The organism is Paraburkholderia lebeckiae (genome assembly GCF_014201005.1).
Classification (GTDB): domain Bacteria; phylum Pseudomonadota; class Gammaproteobacteria; order Burkholderiales; family Burkholderiaceae; genus Paraburkholderia; species Paraburkholderia tuberum.
Window position 1 is genome coordinate 102591 of record NZ_JACHDK010000017.1, and the last position, 14693, is coordinate 117283.

At 63.8% G+C, this 14693-nt stretch carries 17 protein-coding genes; 5 read left to right on the plus strand and 12 right to left on the minus strand.

Annotated elements, in window-relative coordinates; genetic code table 11:
• Positions 1 to 34: 34 nt before the first annotated feature.
• Both HDG39_RS26055 and HDG39_RS26060 read right to left on the minus strand, forming a co-directional pair.
• Positions 35 to 781, minus strand: coding sequence for a FadR/GntR family transcriptional regulator (locus tag HDG39_RS26055; RefSeq protein ID WP_184009838.1), 747 nt, complete (start codon positions 779 to 781; stop codon positions 35 to 37).
• A gap of 93 nt (positions 782 to 874) precedes the next feature.
• On the minus strand, positions 875 to 2689 hold the full coding sequence (locus tag HDG39_RS26060) for a S10 family peptidase (protein WP_184009840.1): 1815 nt from the start codon (positions 2687 to 2689) through the stop codon (positions 875 to 877).
• 215 nt (positions 2690 to 2904) lie between these two features.
• Between HDG39_RS26060 and HDG39_RS26065 the strand changes: the two genes are divergently transcribed.
• The gene (locus HDG39_RS26065; RefSeq protein ID WP_184009842.1) at positions 2905 to 3894 is read left to right on the plus strand and encodes a ferritin-like domain-containing protein; all 990 of its coding nucleotides are present in this window, start codon (positions 2905 to 2907) and stop codon (positions 3892 to 3894) included.
• Positions 3895 to 3917: 23 nt separating this feature from the next.
• On the opposite strand, the gene HDG39_RS26070 is transcribed toward HDG39_RS26065, so the two are convergent.
• Positions 3918 to 5093 (minus strand): pyridoxal phosphate-dependent aminotransferase, encoded by a 1176-nt coding sequence (locus HDG39_RS26070; protein ID WP_184009844.1) that lies wholly within the window; start codon positions 5091 to 5093, stop codon positions 3918 to 3920.
• 217 nt (positions 5094 to 5310) lie between these two features.
• Complete coding sequence (locus HDG39_RS26075) at positions 5311 to 6798, minus strand: RNA polymerase factor sigma-54 (RefSeq protein ID WP_184009846.1); 1488 nt, start codon at positions 6796 to 6798, stop codon at positions 5311 to 5313.
• A 509-nt stretch (positions 6799 to 7307) separates the two neighbouring features.
• Between HDG39_RS26075 and HDG39_RS26080 the strand changes: the two genes are divergently transcribed.
• Entirely contained in the window at positions 7308 to 7646 is a 339-nt protein-coding gene (locus HDG39_RS26080; protein ID WP_018425284.1) for a BON domain-containing protein, read from the plus strand.
• Between the two features lie 94 nt (positions 7647 to 7740).
• Here the strand turns inward: HDG39_RS26080 and HDG39_RS26085 are convergent, their stop codons facing one another.
• The 6 genes from HDG39_RS26085 to HDG39_RS26110 form a co-directional block, all read right to left on the minus strand.
• Complete coding sequence (locus tag HDG39_RS26085) at positions 7741 to 8193, minus strand: PA2169 family four-helix-bundle protein (RefSeq protein ID WP_018425285.1); 453 nt, start codon at positions 8191 to 8193, stop codon at positions 7741 to 7743.
• A 262-nt stretch (positions 8194 to 8455) separates the two neighbouring features.
• Positions 8456 to 9037: a glycine zipper domain-containing protein gene (locus HDG39_RS26090; RefSeq protein WP_184009848.1), complete on the minus strand. Its 582-nt coding sequence runs from the start codon at positions 9035 to 9037 to the stop codon at positions 8456 to 8458.
• Between the two features lie 97 nt (positions 9038 to 9134).
• On the minus strand, positions 9135 to 9479 hold the full coding sequence (locus tag HDG39_RS26095; RefSeq protein WP_184009849.1) for a DUF1488 family protein: 345 nt from the start codon (positions 9477 to 9479) through the stop codon (positions 9135 to 9137).
• On the minus strand, positions 9476 to 10048 hold the full coding sequence (locus HDG39_RS26100) for a DUF4142 domain-containing protein (protein WP_184009851.1): 573 nt from the start codon (positions 10046 to 10048) through the stop codon (positions 9476 to 9478). Before HDG39_RS26100 ends, HDG39_RS26095 begins: the two co-directional genes overlap by 4 nt.
• A gap of 60 nt (positions 10049 to 10108) precedes the next feature.
• On the minus strand, positions 10109 to 10660 hold the full coding sequence (locus HDG39_RS26105) for a type 1 glutamine amidotransferase domain-containing protein (protein WP_018425289.1): 552 nt from the start codon (positions 10658 to 10660) through the stop codon (positions 10109 to 10111).
• 202 nt (positions 10661 to 10862) lie between these two features.
• Positions 10863 to 11207: a chemotaxis protein gene (locus HDG39_RS26110; RefSeq protein ID WP_184009853.1), complete on the minus strand. Its 345-nt coding sequence runs from the start codon at positions 11205 to 11207 to the stop codon at positions 10863 to 10865.
• Between the two features lie 172 nt (positions 11208 to 11379).
• Between HDG39_RS26110 and HDG39_RS26115 the strand changes: the two genes are divergently transcribed.
• Positions 11380 to 12687, plus strand: coding sequence for a DNA topoisomerase IB (locus HDG39_RS26115; protein WP_184009855.1), 1308 nt, complete (start codon positions 11380 to 11382; stop codon positions 12685 to 12687).
• A 27-nt stretch (positions 12688 to 12714) separates the two neighbouring features.
• Here the strand turns inward: HDG39_RS26115 and HDG39_RS26120 are convergent, their stop codons facing one another.
• Positions 12715 to 13011: a hypothetical protein gene (locus HDG39_RS26120; protein ID WP_184009856.1), complete on the minus strand. Its 297-nt coding sequence runs from the start codon at positions 13009 to 13011 to the stop codon at positions 12715 to 12717.
• An 87-nt stretch (positions 13012 to 13098) separates the two neighbouring features.
• Entirely contained in the window at positions 13099 to 13410 is a 312-nt protein-coding gene (locus HDG39_RS26125; protein WP_184009858.1) for a hypothetical protein, read from the minus strand.
• A gap of 296 nt (positions 13411 to 13706) precedes the next feature.
• Between HDG39_RS26125 and HDG39_RS26130 the strand changes: the two genes are divergently transcribed.
• Together HDG39_RS26130 and HDG39_RS26135 are read left to right on the plus strand one after the other, a co-directional pair.
• The gene (locus HDG39_RS26130) at positions 13707 to 14213 is read left to right on the plus strand and encodes a PRC-barrel domain-containing protein (RefSeq protein WP_184009860.1); all 507 of its coding nucleotides are present in this window, start codon (positions 13707 to 13709) and stop codon (positions 14211 to 14213) included.
• Between the two features lie 62 nt (positions 14214 to 14275).
• The gene (locus HDG39_RS26135; RefSeq protein ID WP_184009862.1) at positions 14276 to 14689 is read left to right on the plus strand and encodes a DUF3175 domain-containing protein; all 414 of its coding nucleotides are present in this window, start codon (positions 14276 to 14278) and stop codon (positions 14687 to 14689) included.
• Positions 14690 to 14693 lie beyond the last annotated feature (4 nt).

The window sequence follows — 14693 nt, forward strand, 5'->3', positions numbered from 1 at the left end:
CAATTCGGACGGCGCGGGCCTCGAAATCAGGGAATCAGGAAATCACCGCGGCCGACGGCCTCGTCGCATCGTCCTTGTAAATCTCCCGCACGAACGCCAGATGCCGCTCGGCGGCCTTGCGTGCCTTGGGCGCATCGCGTGCGACGACGGCGTCGTAAATTGCCTGGTGCTGGCTCATCAACTGCTTTTCCATCGCGTCGTCGTAATCGATCAACCGATGATACTGGCGCATGCCCTCGCGAATCAGCGTATGAATGCCGTGCATCACATGCGCCAGCGCGACATTGTGCGTGGAGTCGGCGATCGCGAGATGAAACGCGGCATCGCGTTCGGCGAGATTCGCGCGATCGCGCGACAGCGACGCGGCCTTCAACGCCTCGAACGCCGCGCGGATTTTCTTCAGATCGGTGGCGGTTGCGCGCTGCGCGGCATAGACCGTCGAAATCGCTTCGAGCCCTTGGCGCAACTCCAGAATGTCGGCACTGGTGCGCGGATTCTGCAGCAACAGTTCGGCAAGCGGCTTCGAGATGACGGGCGCGGTCACGTCGACCACCGTGAAACCGCCGCGCCCCGACGTTTCGATGTAACCGTCCGCCTCCAGCCGGATCAGCGCCTCGCGCAGCGATGGTCGCGACACGCCGAGCTGCGCCGCGAGATCGCGCTCGGCCGGCAGACGGTCGCCGGGCATCAGCGTGCCCTCCGAGATCAGTTGCTTGATCTGGTCGGACACCACGTCTGAAATGCGCTTGCGCGCGAAGGACGGAATCGGGGTGAATGGCATAAGCGGCGAACGATAAGCCGGTTGACAGAGCGCGCGGCTACTCCACGGTGCGGGGAATTATACCGTTCGACACTATGCGACGATTCGCCGATCTCAACGCGGCTGCTCCGTATAAAAGCTCACGAGGTCACGCTTCATCGCGTGCAGCGCGGCATCGTCGAGATACACCATATGGCCGGTCGGATAGTAGGCGATGCGCACGTTCTCGCGCAACGACCGATCGAGGCCGAGATGCGCGAGCGCATATTCGGTCGCATAGAACGGCGTGGCGAGATCGAAGTAGCCGTTCAGCGATAACACCCGCAACCGCGGATTCTGCCGCATCGATTCGGCCAGATCGCCGCCCGCGTAGGGCAGCTCCAGCCGTTCGCCCCACCATTCGCGATGCTTCCAGTCCCATTGCTTCAACGCGTCGTCGCTGAACACCAGGTAACGGTCGGTTGGCGTGTAGTGCAGGTCGTCCGACAGATGCTGATGAAGCGCCGCATTGAACGCATTCGACACGCTGCTCACCGACGCATCGAAGTCCGGATCCTCCGATGCATCGTCGTAGTTCAGGCCTTCGAAACGCGCATCGTAGCGGCCCACGCTGCGCGACTCGTTGCGTAGCAACTCGTTTCGAAAGCGCGACGGATATAGACGCAGACGGTTACGCTTCACGAAAGCCACGTCCAATCCGGTGAAGTACGCGATGCGCGCGGCGACCGCGTCGCGCTGATCGTCGGGCAGCGCATCGCCCTGTTCGAGCGCCTGCGCATAGGGTCCGCGAGCGAACGCGCGCGCTTCATCGAGAAAGGCCGGCAGGCTCGCGGGCTTCGGCGTGACCTTGTCGTGATACCACGCGATCGCCGCGAAACTCGGCAGATAACTCTCGCTCTTGAAATCGGTGCCTGGCGCAAACGCCGCGGAATTGAGCACCGACGACAGCAGGATCACGCCGTTCAGCGCGATATTGTTCTGCCCCAACTGATAAGCGAGCATCGCGGCGCGCGCGGTGCCATACGATTCGCCGAGCAGGTACTTCGGCGAATTCCAGCGCTGATTCACCGTCAGATAACGGTCGATGAATTGCGCAAACGCACGGACGTCCTGATCGACGCCCCAGAAGTCCTTGCCCGTGCCATGCCCGACCGGTTTCGACAGGCCCGCGCCGACCGCGTCGATGAACACGAGGTCGCTGGTGTCGAGGAGGCTATCGGGGTTGTCGTCGAGCGTGTACGGCGCGGGCGGCGTGCTCGCGGGGCTCGCGGTGCGCACGCGTTTCGGGCCGACCGAGCCCATCATCAGGAATACGCTGCCGGCGCCTGGGCCGCCGTTGAACAGAAAGGTGATCGGACGCGTCGCAGGCGTCCTGGTCGGCACCGTGTATGCGACATAGAACACGCTCGCGTTGGGCGCGCCGGTCTTGTCGTGCAGCAACAGATTGCCCGCGCTCGCCGTGTAGTCGAGCTTGCGACCGTTCAGGCGAAGCGAATGCGTGGTGACGCTGGTGGTTTCTGGCGGCACGGGAATCGCGGGCGTCAAAGCCCTGTCGTCGCGAGGCCTCGCCGTCGCGTCGGCCGAGTCCGGTGCATTCGATGCAGCCTGCGTGTCGCCACGCGCAGCCGTCCGCTTGCGCGGCTCGCCGTTCGGGCGCGCCGTCATCGCGTGCGGCTCGCTCGATTCGCCGACCGGCGATGCGTTCGCCTCCGGTCCCTGGCGTGGTGCGATCGGCGCGGATGCGGCGGCGTCCGTGCTTCCCTCCGTTGTCGTGCTTTCCGAGGTGCTCGACGAATCGGCCTGTTCGGCTGCCATGCACTGTTCGCCGAACGGCACCACACCGGCGACAGAAAGCGTCACCGTCAGCGCGGCGGCCGGTAATCCGGCTGTCAGCAAGCGGCGCAATGAAGAAGAGAAGCGATGGATCATGAAGTCTTCCGCGACGAGTCGAAACGCGCTGGAATCGGGCTAGCCGGGTTCGGGAGCACACCCGGCGCTCGATTCTTGACGCAAGTGTGCGCGGCGTCAACCGTCTGCGTCACCGCACGCCGAACATTACAAAGCGCTTTTTGCTCGACGTGGCGCACACCTGCGCAGTCATGGCAGAATCGACAGCGCCTTCGTCGCCTTGTCGAGAATACCCAATGGACCAACTGGTACTGGATGCATTCGACGCTGCCGCGCTGATCCCCGGCTTTCGCGCGCCGCAACTGCCGCACGAGCAGCCCGCCCCCTCGACCCTCGACGCCGCCGACCACGCGATGCGGCACTGGACTAGCACCGTCAGCGGCCCGCTGCCGCCCGGCTCCGACGTGCACCGGCAGGAAATGTGCCGCATGTTTCGCGAGACCTTCAATCCGTATCGCCCGGCAGTGCTCGCATGGCCCCTGCTCGAAGCCGCGACGCTCAAGCGTATCGTCGATCTGCCGATCTGGGACATCGCCGTGCAAACGGAAGGCAGGGCGCGCCTGCGCATGGCCGCCTACGCGGCCACGCTCGACACCCCGGACCTGCGCGACGCACTCGCGCTGAACGCGTGGGAAGAGAACCGCCATAAGGAAGTACTGTCGCGCATGGTGCATGCGTATGGCATCGCGCTAGCGACCGAGCCGTCGTACGTCTATCCGAAAGACACGGAACGGGCTTACCTCGTGACCGGCTATAGCGAATGTATCGACAGCTTCTTCGCGTTCGGCCTGTTCGAGGTGGCGCGGCGCTCGGGCCTGTTCCCGCCGGCACTGACCGAGACATTCGAGCCGGTGATGCAGGAAGAGTGCCGCCATATTCTGCTGTTCGCGAACTGGCTCGCCTGGCATCGCGCGCGGCTTTCATGGTGGCAGCGTATCCGCTTCGAGCTCAAGGTGGCGGGCGTGTGGGCTTTTCTGGTGTGGGAGCGCATTGGGCTCGCACGTGCGATGGATGCTGAGGGCAACGTCCACGAGCACGATAACAACTTCACGGTAAACGGCGCGCAGTCGGTAACGGATGTCGATATCAGCGTGCCCGAATTGATGCAGCTGTGTCTTCAGGAGAATGAGCGGCGATTTGCTGGGTATGACTCACGGTTGTTGCGGCCCGAAACGATGCCGCGGCTGGTGCGCTTCGGCTTGAAATTCGTGCGCAGGAAGAAGTAAGCCGCGCCGAACGCACCGCCCTCTCAGCCCCGCCCCCCTTCCACGAACCGCGCGATCCTCTCGCACGCCTCGATCAATCGATCCTCGCCCACCACCAGCCCCAACCTCACGAAGCCGTTCGCCGTCTCCCCGAACGCACTCGCGTCGAGCACGGCCACGCCTTGTGCGCGAAACAGCTGCCATGTGAACTCGGTCGTATCGAGCCCGGTCCCGCTGACGTCGACCATCATGAACATGCCCGCTTCGGGCAACAGGCACCGCAAGCCCGGCACACGATGCAAGCGCTCGAACACGACGTCGCGCCGCCGCCGGTAGATCTCGCGAATATCGGCGACGATCTCCGCCCTGTTCTCCAGAGCCGTCAACGCGGCCTGCTGGATGAAACCCGGCAGGCCGTACAGCATCGCGAGCGCGAGCCGCGCCATGTGCTCGATCAGCGTCGCGGGCCCGATTGTCCAGCCGACACGCCACCCCGCCATCGCATGCGACTTCGACAGACTGCCGAGCGTGACCGTGCGCTCCGCCATGCCGGACAGCGACGCAATGCTCACGTGATCGCGTTCGGACGTGAGTTCCGCATAGACCTCGTCGGACAGCACCCACAGGTCGTGCTCGCACGCGAGCCGCGCGATGCGCTCGAGATCGGCGCGCTGCATCACCACGCCGGTCGGGTTGCACGGCGTCGCGAAGAAGATCGCCTTCGTGCGCGGCGTGATCGCCGCTTCGAGCGCGTCGCAGTCGACGTGAAACGCGCGCGCCGGATCGACCGGCACCGCGACGAGCGTCGCGCCCGCCGCGCGCACGCAGGCCTCGTAGGTCAGATACATCGGCTCGGGAACGATCACTTCGTCGCCCGCTTCGAGCAGGCACAGGGACACCGCGAACACGCCGTTTTGCGCGCCGGCGGTCAGTACCACGTTGGCGGCGCTCACGTCGCAGCGCGTCGTGCGCGCGTGCTCGGCGGCGATCGCGGCGCGCAGCGGCTCGCGACCGGCCATCGCCGTATAGTGCGTATCGCCGGCCCGCAACGCATCGATGGCGCGCTCGACGATCGGCGCGGGCGTCGAGAACTCGGGATCGCCAACGCTCAGCACGATCACGTCTTCGCCCCTGGCAGCCGCCTGCTGCGCGACCCGATGAATTTCCCACGCCGACGTGCGCCGCCCTTGCAGTCGCTCGACCAGATTCGAATACTTCATTGCGCTCACCCGTTGTTGTGCGGTCCGTTCCGCCGATCTCTTTCCAATTGACCCGCCAATGTAAAGGCACGCCGGCGAAACGTCCAGATACGAAAAAGGGTCATGCGAGTGGATATCCTCGCATGACCCTGTGCGCAATGTACTGCTGTTTGAATGACTGCTTTGCTTCAAACCCCGGCCAAGTTTTTTTTCAAACCCCCGTTAAAACTTCGGCGCGTCAAAGCTGCCGGCGCAGTTCAGCCGGCGGCACCTTCATCAGATGCCGATATTTCGCCACCGTGCGTCGCGCGACCAGCACGCCCTGGTCCGCGAGCATCTTCGCGAGCGTTACGTCCGACAGTGGATCGTGCGTATTTTCCGCGGCGATCATCTCCTTGAGCAACGCGCGCACCGCGGCAGCCGAGCAGGTTCCGCCGCTTTCGGTGCCGAGCTCGCGCGGGAAGAAATGCTTGAACTCGAAGATGCCGCGCGGCGTCGCCATATATTTGTTGCCCGTCGCGCGCGAGATCGTCGATTCGTGCAGGCCCAGCTCGTCAGCCACGTCACGCAGCACCATCGGCTTCAGCGCAATCTCGCCGTACAGGAAGAATGCCTTCTGATGCGCGACGATGCATTCGGCAACCCGCTGAATCGTATCGAAGCGCTGTTGCGCGTTGCGGATCAGCCAGCGCGCCTCCTGTAGCTGCTGCGCAAGCGGCGAACGGCTCGCGCCGGCCGACTGCGCGAACAGCTGCGCATACATGCGATGGATTCGCGCCCGCGGCTGCACCGCCGGATTGATCGACACGACCCACTTGTTGCGCACCTGACGCACGATCACGTCGGGCACGACATAGTTATCCTCGGTGCGGCCGTAGCAATTACCCGGCTTCGGATCGAGCTTGCGCACCAACGCGCAAGCCACACGCAATTCCTCCGCGCTGCAGCCGATCTGTTTTTGCAACTCGGCCTGCTCGCGGCGCGCGAGCCTTTCCAGATGATGCTCGGCGATCTGCCGCGCGACTTCGCGTCCCGGCGTATTGGCGGGTAGCGCATTGATCTGCAGCGCGAGGCATTCCGATAGCGAACGCGCGCCGAGCCCCGGACGATCGAGCGCCTGCACGAGGCGCAACGCCACCAGCAGTTCTTCCTCGGTCAGCGTGGGTTCCAGATCGACGCTATCGGCCAGGTCGGCCAGCGACTGCCGCAGATAGCCGTCGTCGTCGAGCGCCTCGATGATGAAACGGGCCACGGCGCGATCGCGGTCGTCTAGCCGGTACAGCCGCAACGCGTCGTGCAACTGCTCGCGCAGCGTGGGTTGAGAGCGAGCCCAATCGGCCGGGTCGCTGCCGTCTCCGTCGCCGTTCTGGCGCGTCGAGTTGCGCGAACCGTAGTCGCCGTAAAAATCGGCGGGCACGTCGTCCTGGCCCGCGCTTTCGGGCGTATCGCTACCGGCGCTTTCCGCCGGCAGTCCGTCCGGCTCGGCGGCGGCAAGCGTATCGGCGGCGGGCGGCGCGTTGGCGTCTTCGCCTTCGCCTGGCGTCGTGCCGGCGAGCGCGACGTCCTCCGCTTCGGATGAGTCGTATTCGAGGAACGGATTGGTATCGAGCGCCGTGCGCAATTCCTGCTGGAACTCGAGAGCCGACAATTGCAAGAGCCGCACCGACTGCTGAAGACGAGGCGTCAGTGCGAGAGACTGCCTTGTGCGTAGTTCGATTGAAGGCATTGGAGTGATCCCGTTCGTTAGTAGCCTCAGACTCAATGAGCCAGGTTCACTGATCAATGCAACGTCTGTACCAGCTCGCACAAGACGCTGTTTTGATTGCGCTTTGTTTTATTCAGGAGGATGAATTGCCCCGACCGGCGCGCCGGTTTTTACAAACGGCAGGCAATTTTCGGTCCCCTTTCTTCACATCTCCGGCAGGCTCGCGCATGGGCGCGCCGCAGCCCTATTCATCAGTCGAAACTCCCCGGTGCATGCGGCTTTCGCGAGCGGTATGGATTGGCTCGCAGACGGCAGGCACGATGGTTGCGGAGCAACGGTGTGTGGACGGACGCCGCCCTTCGCAAACGCCTCGATCGAGCGCGGATGCGAGTACAGCGTCCGGTGTCGAGAAACGGGCCCCTGACGGTACCGTAGCGGCGACGATCCCACGTGCGTCATCGGCGGCTTCGGCCGCGATCGGCCACCGGCAACAAGACCGCCATTTTCATTACCACCTGAAGGAGAGAACCATGAAGACGATCCAGCTTCTGAAGACCGCAGGCAGCATCGCCGTCGTCGCGTTCGCGCTGAACGCGAACGCCCAGACCAGCGCTTCGGCCCCGCCCGCGGCGTCAGAAAGCGTCGGCCAGCATATCGACGATGGCACCATCACGACCAAGGTCAAGGCTGATCTGCTTGCCGCGAAGAACGTCAAATCGACGCATATCCACGTGAAGACCCGCAAGGGCGTCGTGTGGCTCACGGGTTCGGTGCCTTCGGCCGACGACAAGTCCGCCGCCGAAGATGTCGTGCAAAGCGTGAAGGGCGTGACCAGCGTGAAGAACCATCTGAAGGTCGCGGCCGACTGATATCCGCGCGATCGGTTCGCACCGCTTCGACTGAACAGAACCTAAAAGAGCCGGCTGGCAGAGCCGGCTCTTCCTTATTGCACTGACGCGTCGATCAATGCTTCATCGCCGCATACTGGTCGCGCAGATCGCGCACCCGGTCATGCGTTTGCAGCACGCCCTGGTACTGCCGCTCGACGATTGCCCGCACGTCCGCCGGCAAATCCTTTTCCAGCGCGTCGTGATAGCGTTTCTTCGCGACGTCCTCGCCTTTTTCGCACTCGGCGAGAATCGCATGGTCGCTGCGATTCGATACCGCCGATTTCACGTCGACCCAGCCGCGATGCAGCGCACCGCTCATGCTGCCGCCCGTTTCGGGCTTGCCGCCCAGTGTCTGAACGGCATCCTGCAACTCACGCGCGCCGCGCGAGCAGTCCTCGGCACTCGAGCGGAACAGCGTCTTCAGCTGTTCGTCGTGCGCATCCTCGGCTGCCTTCATAAAGCCCTTTTCGCCATCCTTCGACGTTTCGACCAGATCATTCAATACGGAAACAACGTTGGTAGCCATTCAATACCTCCAAGGGTTTCGTTCATCGCGGAATCCGCCGCGCGGGGCTTTTTATGTGCCTCGCGATGAATCGGTTCGACGCGCGGCGGGCTGCATTTGATAGCCCGCATCACGCGTGCCCGGCACTGCATCGCCCGACGCTGCAGCCGCGCGATCCACGGCAACCGTGGGTGTAGCGCGACGTCGAAACAGCGCGGTAAACGGAAAACGGCCCGATGATCGTCATCGGGCCGTTTTTTGCTGGTATGCCGCATCGCTCAAATCACGCGCGCTTTTCCGCGAATTCCTTGATCGGCTCGGGCGTCTTCAGCGGATCGAAATCGGCCCAGCGTCCCTGCTGCCAGCGGCCAGTCGCCTTCTCGATCGACACCCCGCCCGCTTCACGTAGCACGCGCGCGGCATCGAGCTGATTGTCGGGCGACACGTGCACGGCGACGAGCACGCCCGAACGGCGCGCCTCCTCGTGATACGGCACGCGATGGTCCGATTTGCCGCGCTCCTTGGTGCGCGACATCGCGCCGACCAGCGAACCGACATACGCGCCGACGCCGGCCGCGATCAGCGACACCAACAGCGGCGCGGAAACCGCCGCGAAGATCGCCACGCCAACCACCGCGCCAATCACCGCGCCGATCGTCACGCCCATGCCCGCGCCTTTAGGCGCCTCGCGCGCGCCGGGGTCGGTATCGGTGTCGCCGCCGATCGGGAAACGAGCATGCTGGCCGCGCGGATTGACGAAAAACAGCGTAACGTCCTCTTCCACGAAACCCGCATCGAACAGTTTTTGCGCCCCGCTTTCCGCAGCGGGAAAAGTCGTGAAGCGTGCTGCGACGATGAGTGACATACGGCCTCCTTATCGTTAACTACGGTTCGCGGACCATCTTGTGGCCGGTGGCGCGAGTCGGAAGCAGCGCGCCCAGGCAATGCGACACGCAGCGGCGCTACGGCGCGGCGCCGCGATCCGGTTCCATGCCTTCCACTCTGAACAGTCCGCTATGCAACACTACGCCTTCTCCGTTGTTCTGGTCGAGCGCTTCCGCGCAGACCGAGCGGATGCGCTGACGGCCTCTGTCGAAAGCGGACATCAACGCCGCTTCAAGCGCGGACTCCGCGCCGAAATGATCTTCCAGAGCCTCGGCGGTGATCGCGCAAACCACTGGCTCGCCATCGACGCGCGCAAGAAAGCGCACGGTCAGATTGGCGCCGTCGAAGGCCGCTTCGTCATCGGGGAAAGTGATGTGCATCAGAGAGTCCTCATAAGCAGGCCGCGGCAGGATCGCGTTCATGACGAGCCCTTCAATTTGCCGGCCAGTTGCTGCGCCATCTCGAGGTGATGCTTGATGGTTGGCAGCGCCTGCGCGGCCGCGGCCTTGAGTTGCGAGTCGGTGCCGCTCGCGCTTTGCTGCTGGAACAGGTCGACCGCGCGCTGATGCGCTTCCACGCCGACCTGCTCGACATAGGCCTGATCGAACGCGGTGCCCTTCAACGTCTGCAGTTTGCCGACCAGCGCGGAATCCGCGGACGGCGTCGGCTTGAAGCCCTTCTTCGCGACCAGCCCGGCCATTGCGTGCGACAGCTTCGTGTGGTCGGCGATCATCTGTTGAGCGAACGCCCTGACATGCGGATCGTTGGAGTTCTTCAGCGCGATCTTGCTAGCGGCGATTTCAGTGGCGTCCGACTTCGACGCTTCGAGCACGAACTGCTGATCCGCGGGTGACAGCGTCGTGCTGCCGGTCGGCGCTGCGCTCGCGGGCGCATCGCTCGCCTGCGCGCAGGCCGTGTCGATCGATGCCGCGCTCACGCCCAACACGGCCAGCGCGGCAGTCAACACTTGTAGGGAATACCGGAATTTCATGCATTTTCTCCCTGTCGAATCACCGATGCGCAGGCTCCGAAGCCAACGCGCCGCCTGCGATCAAGCCGCCTTGCGCTTCGTCAGTTGCCCGATCAGCGTCTTGTTGAACGCGGGAAGGTCGTCGGGTTTGCGGCTCGAAATAAGATTGCCGTCCTCGACCACCTCCTGATCGACCCACGTGCCGCCCGCGTTGCGAATATCGTCCTGCAGGCTAGGCCAGCTCGTCACCGTGCGCCCCTTGATGATCCCCGCCGATACCGGCAGCCACGTGCCGTGACAGATCACCGCGATCGGCTTCTTCGCGTTGTCGACCGCTTTGACGAACGCCTGCGCCTGCGGCAGTAGTCGCAGCGCGTCGCCGTTCACGACGCCGCCCGGCAACACCAGCCCGTCATAGTCGTCGGGATTGGCCTTGTCGAAGGTCGCATCGACGTCCACGGTATCGCCCTTGTCGACGTGTTTGAAGCCCTGGATCTTGCCCGGCTTCGCCGAGATCACATGGACCGTCGCGCCCGCCTCGGTGAGCGCGCGTTTCGGCTCCACGAGTTCTGCCTGCTCGAAGCCATCTACGGCGAGTACCGCTACCTTGTAGCCATTCAGTGCATCAGTCATGTGTGCTCTCCGTCATGCGGCGCCGCGCTCATGCACTTGCCCGTGGTGCATGTGCATAGGTCTGCGCCTTCGTTAAGCGTGGTTCAGCAAAACACGTGCCAGGTTGTGACAGTGTTCAGCGGGCTGACATTACGTTGGCGGTGCACCGACGCTGCGGTTGCGCCGTTCAGCTGGAGCCGCCGCGTGTGCAAAAGCGCCGTGGTCAGACGTCGGTTTCGTCTTCGTCGGAGCGTTCCGCGCCCGGCGGCACTTGCGGATCGACGACGTGGTCGGTGTCGATATCGCGGTCCATCTCCAACGTCGAATCGCCATCGGCCGACGCGCGCTCGCCCGTACCTGAGCGATCGGTATCGCTGCCGAGTTCGGCGTCGCCGGCTTCGAGCGCGTGATTGTCGAGCTCCGTATCGACGTCGAAATCGTGACGCTTCGCGCCCGCCACATCGCTGCCGCTATCGGACGAGTCGCTGGGACCCAGCGCGCCCGTCGTGCCGGACGTTTGCTTGACGGTCTGCTGCTGCTCTTCATCGGGGTTGAGTGTGCTGCTCATGAAAGCTCCTTTTCCAGTTGGTCACGTCGACTTTTCCGCAAGGACCGTTCCGCCTCAGCGCGCTGGTCACTTGTCGATGGCATCGCCCTTGCTTCCCGCCGATCACACGGCACACATCGCACCTACTCGGCGAACCCGGTTCGACCCGGGCTTGAAACTTCTACTTGCAACAATGTCTACCGCCACTCATTCCACGACCACATCACGCAGCCCGACCACCGCGAACGGCAACACCGCATTCCAACCGATGCCGCCGGGACTGCGCCACGCCGACGACACGAGGCCCGGTTACACACGCAAGCGCGAGCGGAACGGCTTCATCTATTTCGACCTCAACGGCAAGCGCATCGTCGATGAGGACGAGATTCAACGCATCAATTCGCTCGCGATTCCACCCGCGTACGAAAACGTGTGGATCTGCCCCGATCCGCGCGGTCATCTGCAGGCGACCGGCCGCGACGCGCGCGGCCGCAAGCAGTACCGCTATCACCCCCGCTGGCGCGAAACGCGCGACGCCGACAAGTACGAACGGATGGCTGAGTTCGGCCGCGCATTGCCCAAAATCCGCGCGCGCGTGGCGCGTGATCTGAAGCTGCCCGGCATGCCGCTCGACAAGGTCGTCGCGGCCATCGTGCAGTTGCTCGATACGACGCTGATCCGCGTCGGCAGCGCAGAATACGCGCGCGATAACCAGTCGTACGGATTGACGACGCTGCGCAAGAAGCACGTGAAGATAAGGGCCGGTCAATTGCGCTTCCAGTTTCGCGGCAAGGGCGGCATCGAGCACGACGTGACAGTGGACAATCCGAACATCAAGCGCATCGTGCGACGTTGCGCGGAACTGCCCGGTCACGACCTGTTCCAGTATCTCGACGAAGACGGCACGCGCCACAGCGTCGGCTCGACGGATATCAACGAGTACCTGCGCCGCGTAAGCGGCGCGGACTTCACCGCCAAGGACTACCGCACGTGGGCCGGCAGCGTGTACGCGCTCGCGGCATTGCGCCGCTTGATGTGCAGCAGCGCGGCCGAAGCGCGTCGTCGTATCGTCGCGACCGTGAAAGAAGTGGCGACGCTGCTACGCAATACGCCCGCCGTCTGCCGGCGCTGCTATATCCACCCAGCGATCATCAGCGCGTTCGAGGCCGACGAGTTGCAGAGCCTCGCGCCCGGCCGATCGCGCCGCGGACTCAAGGTAGACGAAGTGGCTTTTGCGGTGCTGCTCGCGCAGGCGGAAAAGCGTGCGGCGAAACTCGCGCGTGCATCCGGTGCCAAAGGACGCAAGACGCGGGAGTCGTCGGTCGACGACAGTATCAACGCTTCGCTGACGAGTCTCCTAAAAAAGTCGCGGGTGGTGCGCAAGAAAACCACCGCCACGAAAGCGAAAAGCGCAGGGGCGCATTTGCGAGCCACGGCACGCGTGCGTACGCGGCGCGCTGCGCGGGAAATCGCATCCGAACCGAAACCGCCGGCACAGTGACGGGCTCAGCGCTGAATCGACCCCGGCTCAAACATCTTCCTCGAACGCCGCCATCACGAGCCAAACATCGCGTTCGCCGTCGCATATCTCCGCCGCCAGCGCATAGGCATCGTTTGGCGAACATACGCGCGCGAGCGTGCTATGCGCGACTTCACCGTTGTCGAACACGCGCTCCGACAACGGCCGCACTTCCTGCTTGCCTTCGAACATCGGCTGTTGCCGACGATACACGAGCGTCTCGGACTTCCAGTTGCTGAAGCACTGGCGAACATGCGCGAAGTCCCCGCCGCAGATGTTGGCCTGGTAATGAATCTTCTTCGTCACGATTTTCTCCCTCGATGGGGAGCGCGATATCGCCGGCGCGTTCCGATGGACGCACAGGTGCATGGCCGCGCCCGCATCGATCCAGCGTTACTGTCCCTTGGTATCGCTGCTGGCATTGGCGCCGGGCGTGTTCGTCGTATCGGTCATCGGCTTGTTTGCCTTCGACTTCTTGTGATGATGTTTCATCGACGAAGTCGATCCCATGGTGCTGCCCGCGACATTCGACGCGGGCTCGTTGCCCGCGGTCGGCGCCGCGGTCGCCGCGCCATGCGCGTTGCCGCCGCCGGCGCCGCTATTGCCGTTACCGCCGCCCGCCTGCGCGAACGCGGCGCCCGACGCGACGGCGCCCGACGCGACCACACATGCCGCGAACAGCCATGCCTTCGGATACTTGCTCATCTGGGTTCTCCCTGAAGTAAAAGGACGGGTGCGCTCCTTCGGTTCCCTGCTGCCATCACTGAGAGTCGAGCAAGGCCTATGCCGCGCGATGCAGTCGTCGCATGCGCGCATCGCGCTTTGCTGATCAGCGCTTGCGTCGGCACTGACGAAATAATTGCAAAAGCGCTCGCATCCTTTACGCGCGCGGTGCCTCGTCGCGCGGATGCGCCGCGCCACGGCGTAACGGCGCCGCATGGCTAGATGGAACGGCCGTTGCTAAATGCCTCGGTACATGACCCCCTTCAAAGGAGCCCATCATGGTGATGCAGACCCAGACACAAGGTGCCAACATCGTTGGTAAAGGCGCCGCGACCGCGGAAGGCCCAGGTCCGGATGTAATGGCAGCGGCTACGCTCGACGGCAACAAGGTTGTCAGCAGCGACGGCGAGCACATCGGCAAGATCAAGGACATCATGCTCGACGTGCGTTCGGGCCGCGTCGCGTATGCGGTGCTGTCGAGCGGCGGTTTTCTCGGCATCGGCGACAAGCTGCTCGCGATTCCGTGGAGTGCGCTGACACTCGATACGCAGGAAAAATGCTTCGTGCTGAACATGGTGGCCGAGCGCGTGAAGAACGCACCGGGATTTGATAAGGATCACTGGCCATCGATGGCGGATCAGACGTGGGCCACCACCGTGCATCAGTACTACGGCAGCGAACCGTACTGGGGCGGCGACGTCTATACGAGGCGCGACGACCTCGGCGTCGATGACATTCCCGCGGGTTCGTCGGATGCGCCCGAGGCCGGTGGCGTGAAGCTCTGATCGCCAAATCGACCATTTTCGACGCGTGGCGAGTCCGACATTCCGCTTCAGGAGACAACACAATGGCGACCCGAAAGACCAGCAGCAAATCGAAACGCCCTGTGTCTCATGGCAAGTCGGGACGGCCACCGCGTCAGCGCCACGCGCAGGCGCACGCCGCGCATCGCGCTAAAACCGCGAAGTCGAGCGGCGCATCCGGCGCGAAGAAGTGGTCGCATCACGTAATGGAAACGAGCGACGCGATGGACATCCAGAAGGATATTTTCAAAACCGGCAGCGCGGAGTCCATCGCGCAATCGTTGAAGCACTCGTCGACGGCGAGCCGTCGACGCAAGGGCACGCCGTTTCAATCGGCAATGTCGATGCTCAATTTCTACATCAATCGAGCGGGCCGAAACCTGCCGAAGGAGCGGCGCGATACGCTGCAGCGGGCCAAGCGCAAGCTGCGCGAAGCGTTTGGACGAGAGCCGCGGTGAGGTG